This is a genomic window from Vibrio minamisatsumaniensis (genome assembly GCF_050337445.1).
Classification (GTDB): Bacteria; Pseudomonadota; Gammaproteobacteria; order Enterobacterales; family Vibrionaceae; genus Vibrio; species Vibrio artabrorum.
In genome coordinates this window covers 1-5,572 of the sequence record NZ_JAKJSY010000132.1, presented here as the reverse complement: position 1 = coordinate 5,572, position 5,572 = coordinate 1, and the positions used below count along the sequence as shown (strand labels likewise).

The 5,572-nt window shown below is 44.1% G+C and carries 4 protein-coding genes and 4 pseudogenes; 6 read left to right on the top strand and 2 right to left on the bottom strand.

What is annotated here, in order from left to right; all coding sequences use genetic code 11:
* Both L4B77_RS19245 and L4B77_RS19240 read left to right on the top strand, forming a co-directional pair.
* A pseudogene (locus L4B77_RS19245) lies at positions 1 to 129 on the top strand (IS91 family transposase); the annotation flags it as partial.
* A 166-nt stretch (positions 130 to 295) separates the two neighbouring features.
* Positions 296 to 376, top strand: a pseudogene (locus L4B77_RS19240) (winged helix-turn-helix transcriptional regulator); the annotation flags it as partial.
* Between the two features lie 47 nt (positions 377 to 423).
* Here L4B77_RS19240 and L4B77_RS19235 read toward each other — a convergent pair.
* Positions 424 to 1,329 carry a LysR family transcriptional regulator gene (locus L4B77_RS19235; protein WP_429752427.1) on the bottom strand — a complete coding sequence of 302 codons (906 nt, stop codon included), beginning with the start codon at positions 1,327 to 1,329 and terminating at the stop codon, positions 424 to 426.
* Positions 1,330 to 1,539: 210 nt separating this feature from the next.
* Here L4B77_RS19235 and L4B77_RS19230 point away from each other — a divergent pair, with 210 nt between their 5' ends.
* Both L4B77_RS19230 and glgC read left to right on the top strand, forming a co-directional pair.
* A complete protein-coding gene (locus tag L4B77_RS19230) occupies positions 1,540 to 2,259 on the top strand; it encodes an SDR family oxidoreductase (protein WP_008216572.1) in 720 nt (239 codons plus the stop codon).
* A 240-nt stretch (positions 2,260 to 2,499) separates the two neighbouring features.
* The gene (gene glgC / locus L4B77_RS19225) at positions 2,500 to 3,723 is read left to right on the top strand and encodes a glucose-1-phosphate adenylyltransferase (RefSeq protein ID WP_429752424.1); all 1,224 of its coding nucleotides are present in this window, start codon (positions 2,500 to 2,502) and stop codon (positions 3,721 to 3,723) included.
* A gap of 183 nt (positions 3,724 to 3,906) precedes the next feature.
* Here the strand turns inward: glgC and L4B77_RS19220 are convergent.
* Positions 3,907 to 4,537 (bottom strand): annotated as a pseudogene (locus L4B77_RS19220) (hypothetical protein).
* Between the two features lie 395 nt (positions 4,538 to 4,932).
* On the opposite strand from L4B77_RS19220, the gene hpf reads away from it, so the two are divergent.
* Positions 4,933 to 5,289 carry a ribosome hibernation-promoting factor, HPF/YfiA family gene (gene hpf, locus L4B77_RS19215; RefSeq protein ID WP_261840341.1) on the top strand — a complete coding sequence of 119 codons (357 nt, stop codon included), beginning with the start codon at positions 4,933 to 4,935 and terminating at the stop codon, positions 5,287 to 5,289.
* Positions 5,290 to 5,396: 107 nt separating this feature from the next.
* Positions 5,397 to 5,572: pseudogene (locus L4B77_RS19210) on the top strand (helix-turn-helix domain-containing protein); the annotation flags it as partial.

Below are 5,572 nucleotides of genomic sequence, written 5' to 3'. Positions count from 1 at the left end.
GTGAAGGTTGACCCATTTGAGTGCATTCTTTGTGGGAACCATATGACGTTTCTTCGTTTTAGAGCAGGAGAGCCGCTGTCAGAGCTGGTTCATCATGCTCTGGTTCAATCCCAAATCAGGTCAATTTAGTTCTTTCGTAGGATGAGTGCGTCTGAAATGGCGAAAACAGCGAGAAAGTGGTCATTAAACACCCGTGTTTAGATTGTAGAGCAGGAGTTAGGTCAGTCAGGCACTCATTCTGACGTGAATTAAGCCGCTACTGTTCAGGTAAGGAAACATTGAGATCCCTTACCTTCAAGTGACGCCGTTCGGCGAGAAGTTCTTGTTGATTCTAGAGCAGTTGGAAAACCTACAAAACGAAATCGACGAGATGTAAGCCCAAGCAAATCCGCTCTATTGCAAACAATGGACAGCACCCACTATTTAGCTGACTGGCATTTGCTCAAAACGGCCTTTGACAAAATCAATGAAGGTTCGAATTCGGCTCGGTTGATAGCGGTCTCGATGATAGATCGCTGAAAAATCCACTTTCGGCACTACCCACTCATCAAACACCTGCTCCAATTGCCCTTCGTTGAGCTCTTGCAAGCAATAGATGGTTGGTACACGAATAATTCCGTTGCCCGACTTCGCGCCCTGCACCAATACTCGGCCATTCTTACATTGCAATCTGCCCGTCACATGCACATCGACCGCTTTCTTGGTATCGTCCAAAGCTTGAAAACTCCACTTCCGCACTGACCCCGTTAAGCAATCATGGTGGATGAGGTCTTTGGGGTGACTAGGCTTTCCTTTACGAGTGAAATACTCTGGGCTCGCGAGTGTTCCCATTTCGATATCCAATAACTTTCTCGCGATAAAGCCCGCATCGTCAAGACTTCCCATACGAAAAGCGATATCAAACGCGTCTTCAATCAAGTCGACTCGGTGACTACTGAAATCAAGGCTGATGCTGATGTCTGGGTAGAGCTGCATAAACTCATTCACTAGATCCGCAATGATCACCTCGCCCAGATAACCGCCGACACAGTTTACTTTTATGTCACCGCGCACCTCTTCGACATCATCGACAGCAGCAATCAGCGCTTGGTCGATATTATCGAGGGCTTGCTCACATCTCGCGTACAGATCTTGCCCTGCGTGCGTCAGCCTCAAGGTTCGAGTGGTGCGGATAAACAGAGTCACGCCCATCTGCTTCTCGAGGCTACTCACTTGGCGTGATACGTGGGACCGCGACACATCCAACTCCTCCGCCGCTTTGGTGAAATTACCTAAACGCGCAATCAGCACGAAAGAACGAATATCAGACAGGTTAATTTGGTTGAGCATAGTCGCCAGCTTACGAATGAAGTTATGAGATAGACGCTTTTATTGTTGCACCACAGCAAAAGTGTTTCAAGTAAAGTGCTATATATCAACAATGCTATTTTCCTTACTATACCTCCATCGCAACGAAGCAAGGCAACAAGCACTTGATTCGCATGCACTTAAACAATACGTCGTAGCCAACCGACGCAATAAAAGTACAAAGGAAATAAAATGAAAAAACTAATCGTAATTACAGGTGCAAGCTCTGGTATTGGTGAAGCAATCGCTCGTCGTCTAAGTGATGAAGGCCACCCTCTGCTACTTTTAGCTCGTCGTATTGACCGCCTTGAAGCGCTGAACCTACCGAACTCTCTATCAGTAAAAGTAGACGTAACAGACAAAGCGTCTTTTGATGCAGCCATCGCACAAGGTGAAGAGAAGTTTGGCCCTGTCGATGCGCTTATCAACAACGCGGGCGCAATGCTTCTTGGTCAAATCGATACTCAAGACGCACAAGAGTGGAAAACAATGTTCGATGTGAATGTGATTGGTCTTCTAAACGGCATGCAGTCTGTACTTGCTCCGATGATGGAACGCAACACAGGTACTATCATCAACATCAGCTCTATCGCAGGTAAGAAAACATTCCCAAGCCACGCAGCTTACTGTGGTACTAAATTCGCGGTTCACGCGATTTCTGAAAACGTTCGTGAAGAAGTGGCGGCTTCAAACGTTCGTGTTACCACTATCGCACCGGGGGCTGTAGAAACTGAGCTTCTGTCTCACACGACCTCTCAAGAGATCAAAGACGGTTACGATTCTTGGAAAGAAGACATGGGCGGCGTATTGGCAGCTGACGATATTGCTCGCGCGGTATCATTCGCTTACCAACAACCACAGAACGTATGTATCCGTGAGATTGCACTAGCACCAACGAAACAACAGCCATAGCAACGAATTATCACCCGTATATTTTTGATGCATAAATAGAAAGCGCCACTACTTATTCAGTCGTGGCGCTTTGGTTTTGGGCGATTTGGATCAAAATAGAGCAAGCCAACATCTCGCACGCATCTATTTGGTGCAGCCCTACAATAATCAATCGCGTCTCGTATAATATTCAATGAGTTACATTTGGCTTAGGGCTTGCAAGTCTATGTTCATAATCATAAATACATTGAGGTTCTGACTATGCAAGACACTCTAACGATCGTTCTGGCCGGCGGTGTTGGCTCTCGGCTTTCTCCCCTCACCGATAACCGCGCAAAACCTGCGGTACCCTTTGGTGGCAAATATCGAATCATCGATTTCACGCTCGCAAACTGCTTACACTCTGGGCTACGCCAAATTTTGGTGCTAACTCAGTACAAATCTCACTCTTTGCAAAAACATTTGAGAGATGGTTGGTCGGTGCTTAACCCCGAGCTCGGCGAATACATCACCAATGTTCCACCACAAATGCGAACCGGTGATAGTTGGTATAGCGGGACTGCCGATGCAATTTACCAAAACTTATATCTACTTTCTCGCAGTGAAGCCAAGCATGTGGTGGTGTTATCTGGCGACCATATCTATCGTATGGATTACGCACCAATGCTCAAACAACATAAGCAGAATGAATCCGACTTAACCGTGGCGTGCATGGAGGTTTCGATTGACGAAGCCAAAGAGTTTGGGGTGATGGAGATAGACGAATCTCTTCATATCAATAACTTTACCGAGAAACCGCGTTATCCCGCTTGTGTACCCGGTAGACCGACCCGAAGCATGGCTTCAATGGGGATTTATATCTTTGATAAAGCGATACTAACCCAAGCACTATTAGATGATGCGGAAGACCCAACTTCAAGTCATGACTTTGGCAAAGATATTATTCCTAAATTGGTCAGCAACAACCGAGTTTACGCTTACAAGTTTGGCGACGAAGAAGGTCGAGTAACACAAGACGCCTATTGGAGAGATGTGGGTACCATCGACTCCTATTACCAATCCAACATGGACTTATTGCACCCAACATCACCAATTGACTTATACCAGCCTGACTGGGCGATTCGTACCTACGATCCACAACTGCCTCCCGCGCGTACCATCGCTTCGGTAGAAGGAAACCAAGGGATATTCATCAACTCAATGATCGCCAATGGCGTCGTGATTGAAGGCGGTTCGGCACAAAACTCTATTTTTTTTCCTAAGGTAAAAGTCAATAATGCCGCGATTGTGATTGATAGCATTTTGTTCGAAGATGTTGAGATTGGGCAAAACTGCCATATTCAAAATTGCATCATAGATAAGAACGTTAAGGTGCCTGCTGGGACCCAAATAGGCCTCGATAGCCTTGCTGACGCCAAACGCTTCCACATATCGAAACAAGGCGTCATCGTGGTCCCTTCTTGTTACGAATTTAGTAAATCCTAACCGTCAATAAGACAGAATTAATCGACCAGAAGGCTACCCTCGTTACCCTTTTCACAGCTTATTATTCATGATTGATCACTCGCTCTTTACCAATAAAAAAAGCGCGCTGCAAAAACAGCGCGCTTTTTTAAAGCTATCGGTAGGTACTTTCAGCAATAGATAAGTACGTTAAGCAATAGATCGCTACTTAGGCGCTAACTCATAGTTTTCTTGCATTTCTTGAGGGGCAATGCCGTACTCATAATCCGCTAAAAAGCCATCTTTATACACTCTCATGCCCTTCTCGTCCCAGCTCACTTTAATCATTGCAGAACTTCCATCTTCACTTCCTAGCAACTTCAGCATGTCAGCATGTCAGCATGTCAGCATGTCAGCATGTCAGCATGTCAGCATCGATCTTAATCGCTTTAATTGTTTTGATACGCTTAAACGGCTTAAATTCTGTGGTTGATGTTGGCAGTGAGCCATAGCTGCTGATCCACGTCTCTTTAGGTACCAACCATTGATTAAAAACGTCATCCACAATCGGATTCGGCATGCTCGCGATGACAACGCCATCGGTCATGACATTGCTCGTCTCGAGGCTATACCCACCCTTTCCGTCTGCGACATAAGTTGGGAAATCAGCACCAATTTCAGACGCTGCTGGCAAACGACCGAGGGTAACCGACTTCTTAACATAAAGATCTGCGGTTTCAAATTTCTTCATGATCTCTGGAATTTTCTGAAATTCAACAGGTGCAGCAAAGGCATTAAAAGTGAAAGATAAAGAGAGAGAGGCTACGATTGCAGCTAATTTAAAAGACATTTTCATAATAAAGAGTCCAAGTTTAATGTAGTAATTAGAGTATCCCGTACTAATATAAATCTCAATAAATGAATTACGCTTCTCTATGCTAGCTAAAAAGGCTTTATGGATTTTTAACGAGAATAGGACTATACACTGACGCTTTATTAGAGCCAAAAAGTTAGGGCAATAAAAACCGTATATACAGGGAGATTAGAACACAACTGTAAGAATGGAGGATTTTTAAACAGAGATTGAAAACACGAAACATAATATGTGATCGGTTGTTCAGACTTTCAAGGGACAACCAATAGATTATTTGATAACACTGAAGTCAATCACACATGTGAACTTCCACTATTGGTTAATCTATCTGATGTTTGCTACTTTTAAATGACACAGTCATTGGAAAGGTATGATTTATGAAAATAAATATTCAAACACATCATGTATCAATTAACGACGAGTCACGCAAAGACATCGAAGGTAAATTCGAGAAGATATCTAACCATTTCCCATCACTGATCAGCTGCGACATCATCATAACCAAAGAACACGGTCAACATCAGATTGAAGTATTCACCAACTACGAAGGTGTAAGAGTAAACGCAAAATCTACGGATGATGTAATGTACCCCGCTATCGCTGCAGCACTTAAGAAACTGGAAGCTGGCCTAAGTAACCGCAAGGGACAATTAAAATCCGACCTACACGAGAAACCAACCAGTACGAAGCCAGAAATTGCTTCTGATATCATCCAAGAGATGAAGTTGGTATAACGCCACAGTAGATGCGCGCTAACAAATAGCAAAGCACAAGAATTACAAAGCCAGCACAATGTGAACTGACCCCCAATAGTTGGACACCAATTATTGGGGGTCTTTTTATGTCCAAATATAGCCGAGAGCTAAAATGTATCATTGCTAAGCAATACTTAGATGGCACGTCATCTCTCTACTTAGCAAAACAATATTCAATTTCTTCAAGACAGATACGGTATTGGGCTCAAGTCTTTGCCATCCATGATACTGATTCATTTTTACCAACTAAGCATGCCGCGAC

Coding starts and splice junctions, on each gene's coding strand:
- glgC (WP_429752424.1), top strand. CDS start 2,500: ATGCAAGACACTCTAACGATCGTTCTGGCCGGCGGTGTTGGCTCTCGG.
- L4B77_RS19230 (WP_008216572.1), top strand. CDS start 1,540: ATGAAAAAACTAATCGTAATTACAGGTGCAAGCTCTGGTATTGGTGAA.
- hpf (WP_261840341.1), top strand. CDS start 4,933: ATGAAAATAAATATTCAAACACATCATGTATCAATTAACGACGAGTCA.
- L4B77_RS19235 (WP_429752427.1), bottom strand. CDS start 1,329: ATGCTCAACCAAATTAACCTGTCTGATATTCGTTCTTTCGTGCTGATT.